A 3,135-nucleotide genomic window follows, 5' to 3' on the forward strand; every position below is an offset into this window, starting at 1 on the left:
ACTTCCCATTTATTTAGGTCAAGTCCTCGGTCTATTAGTATCAGTCAGCTAAATGTATTTCTACATGTACACCTCTGACCTATCAACCTGGTAGTCTACCAGGGACCTTACCCCTTTCGGGTGAGATATCTAATCTCGAGGGGGGCTTCGCGCTTAGATGCCTTCAGCGCTTATCCCGTCCAGACTTAGCTACCCAGCTATGCTCCTGGCGGAACAACTGGTGCACCAGAGGTCTGTCCATTCCGGTCCTCTCGTACTAGGAACAGCTCCTCTCAAATATCTTGCGCCCACGACGGATAGGGACCGAACTGTCTCACGACGTTCTGAACCCAGCTCGCGTGCCTCTTTAATGGGCGAACAGCCCAACCCTTGGGACCTACTACAGCCCCAGGATGAGACGAGCCGACATCGAGGTGCCAAACCTCCCCGTCGATGTGGACTCTTGGGGGAGATAAGCCTGTTATCCCCGAGGTAGCTTTTATCCGTTGAGCGATGGCCCTTCCACTCGGTACCACCGGATCACTAAGCCCGACTTTCGTCCCTGCTCGAGATGTCTCTCTCGCAGTCAGGCCACCTTTTGCCTTTGCGCTCTACGAATGATTTCCAACCATTCTGAGGTGACCATTGGGCGCCTCCGTTACTCTTTCGGAGGCGACCGCCCCAGTCAAACTGCCCACCAGACAATGTCCCATGACCGGTTAACGGCCACTGGTTAGAATTTCAGTATTACAAGAGTGGTATCCCAAGGGCAGCTCCACCGAGACTAGCGTCCCGGCTTCTCAGCCTCCCACCTATCCTGTACATGCAATACCAAAATCCAATGTCAAGCTACAGTAAAGCTCTACGGGGTCTTTCCGTCCTGTCGCGGGTAACTCGCATCTTCACGAGTACTACAATTTCACCGGGTGTGTTGTTGAGACAGTGCCCAAATCGTTACGCCTTTCGTGCGGGTCAGAACTTACCTGACAAGGAATTTCGCTACCTTAGGACCGTTATAGTTACGGCCGCCGTTTACTGGGGCTTAAGTTCATTGCTTCGCTTGCGCTAACAAGTCCCCTTAACCTTCCAGCACCGGGCAGGCGTCAGCTCCTATACTTCATCTTTCGATTTAGCAGAAACCTGTGTTTTTGTTAAACAGTCGCTTGGGCCATTTCTCTGCAGCCTTCCTGTATACAATAAATTGCATCAGGTTAGGCTCCCCTTCTCCCGAAGTTACGGGGTTATTTTGCCGAGTTCCTTAACAACACTTCTCCCGATCATCTTAGGATTCTCTCCTCGTCTACCTGTGTCGGTTTGCGGTACGGGCACCTCTTCGCTCGATAGAAGCTTTTCTTGACAGTGTGAAATCAGCTACTTCCCTACTTATTTTCGGTCCCCTTAACGACTCATAGTTTAATAGAAGCACGCATTTGACTATGCTTCCCTACTTGTCGCTTGGCCGCTCTCTTCCATTCGAGCGGTTAGCTTATCCTCCTGTGTCACTCCATCTCTCAGACGCTTAAGGTGGTACCGGAATTTCAACCGGTTATCCATCGCCTACGCCTATAGGCCTCGGCTTAGGTCCCGACTTACCCTGAGCGGACGAACCTTCCTCAGGAAACCTTAGACTTTCGATGGTTAAGATTCTCACTTAACTTTCGCTACTCATACCAGCATTCTCTCTTGTGTAAAATCCACCTAACCTTCCAGTTAAGCTTCACCTCGTACACAATGCTCCCCTACCCAGTTGAGAGGCAAGAAGTCAGATGTCGGATGTTAGACTTACTGCCATGACTCTTACGTCATGTCTTTTTACCGTGCACGTAGTGCACAGTATCTAACTTCTAACTTCTCACTTCTAACCTCTCAACTGCCATAGCTTCGGTGGTAAGTTTGAGCCCCGGTTATCTTCGGCGCACAATCACTCGACTAGTGAGCTATTACGCACTCTTTAAATGAGTGGCTGCTTCTAAGCCAACATCCTAGTTGTCTTAGCAATTGCACATCCTTTCCCACTTAACTTACACTTTGGGACCTTAGCTGATGATCTGGGCTGTTTCCCTTTCGACTACGAAACTTATCTCACGTAGTCTGACTGCCAAGGTAAAATATATGGCATTCGGAGTTTGATATGGTTCGGTAAGCTATACGCCCCCTAGCCAATTCAGTGCTCTACCTCCACTATTCATCCCTTGACGCTAGCCCTAAAGCTATTTCGGGGAGAACCAGCTATCTCCGTGTTCGATTGGAATTTCTCCGCTACCCACACCTCATCCGAGCCTTTTTCAACAGACACCGGTTCGGGCCTCCACGTGATTTTACTCACGCTTCACCCTGGACATGGGTAGGTCACACGGTTTCGGGTCTACAATATGCAACTTCTCGCCCTATTAAGACTCGGTTTCCCTACGGCTCCTATCCTTAAAATATTAACCTTGCTACATATCGTAACTCGCTGGTCCGTTCTACAAAAAGTACATGGTCACAGGCTTACGCCCGCTCCCACTGCTTGTAAGCATAGGGTTTCAGGTTCTATTTCACTCCCCTTCCGGGGTTCTTTTCACCTTTCCCTCACGGTACTATGCGCTATCGGTCACTGAGTAGTATTTAGCCTTGGGGGGTGGTCCCCCCTTGTTCCCACAGGGTTTCACGTGTCCCGTGGTACTCTGGATATATACTTTGTATCTCTTCATTTCGCCTACGAGACTCTTACTCTCTACGGTTGAACTTCCCAGTTCATTCGGCTATGATTTAATACCTTTTATTGTATATTCCGAACCCCCAGCACATAATTCTACTTGCCTTTTGACTTAGCTATGCTTCCTGATTTAATCACAAAACATATTTTCGCCTCACAAGCACAATTATGTGCTGGGTTTGGGCTGTTTCCCTTTCGCTCGCCGCTACTAGGGAAATCGAGTTTTCTTTCTCTTCCTCCAGGTACTTAGATGTTTCAGTTCCCCAGGTTCCCTCCTCACAGACTATTTTATTCATCTGTGGGTGACAGGGCTTCTCCCTGCCGGGTTTCCCCATTCGGACATCTGCGCTTCAATCGGTTATTTGCACCTACACGCAGCTTTTCGCAGCTTGTCACGTCCTTCTTCGGCTCTCAGTGCCAAGGCATTCTCCCTATGCCCTTATTAACTTGACCTTTTT

Annotated in this window: 1 rRNA gene; it reads right to left on the reverse strand. The window is 49.2% G+C overall.

The window, feature by feature from the left end:
• Positions 1-14: 14 nt before the first annotated feature.
• Positions 15-3,130: ribosomal RNA gene (locus tag GC105_RS16495) — 23S ribosomal RNA — on the reverse strand.
• Positions 3,131-3,135: the final 5 nt, after the last annotated feature.

Source organism: Alkalibaculum sporogenes (genome assembly GCF_009362815.1).
Classification (GTDB): domain Bacteria; phylum Bacillota; class Clostridia; order Eubacteriales; family Alkalibacteraceae; genus Alkalibaculum_A; species Alkalibaculum_A sporogenes.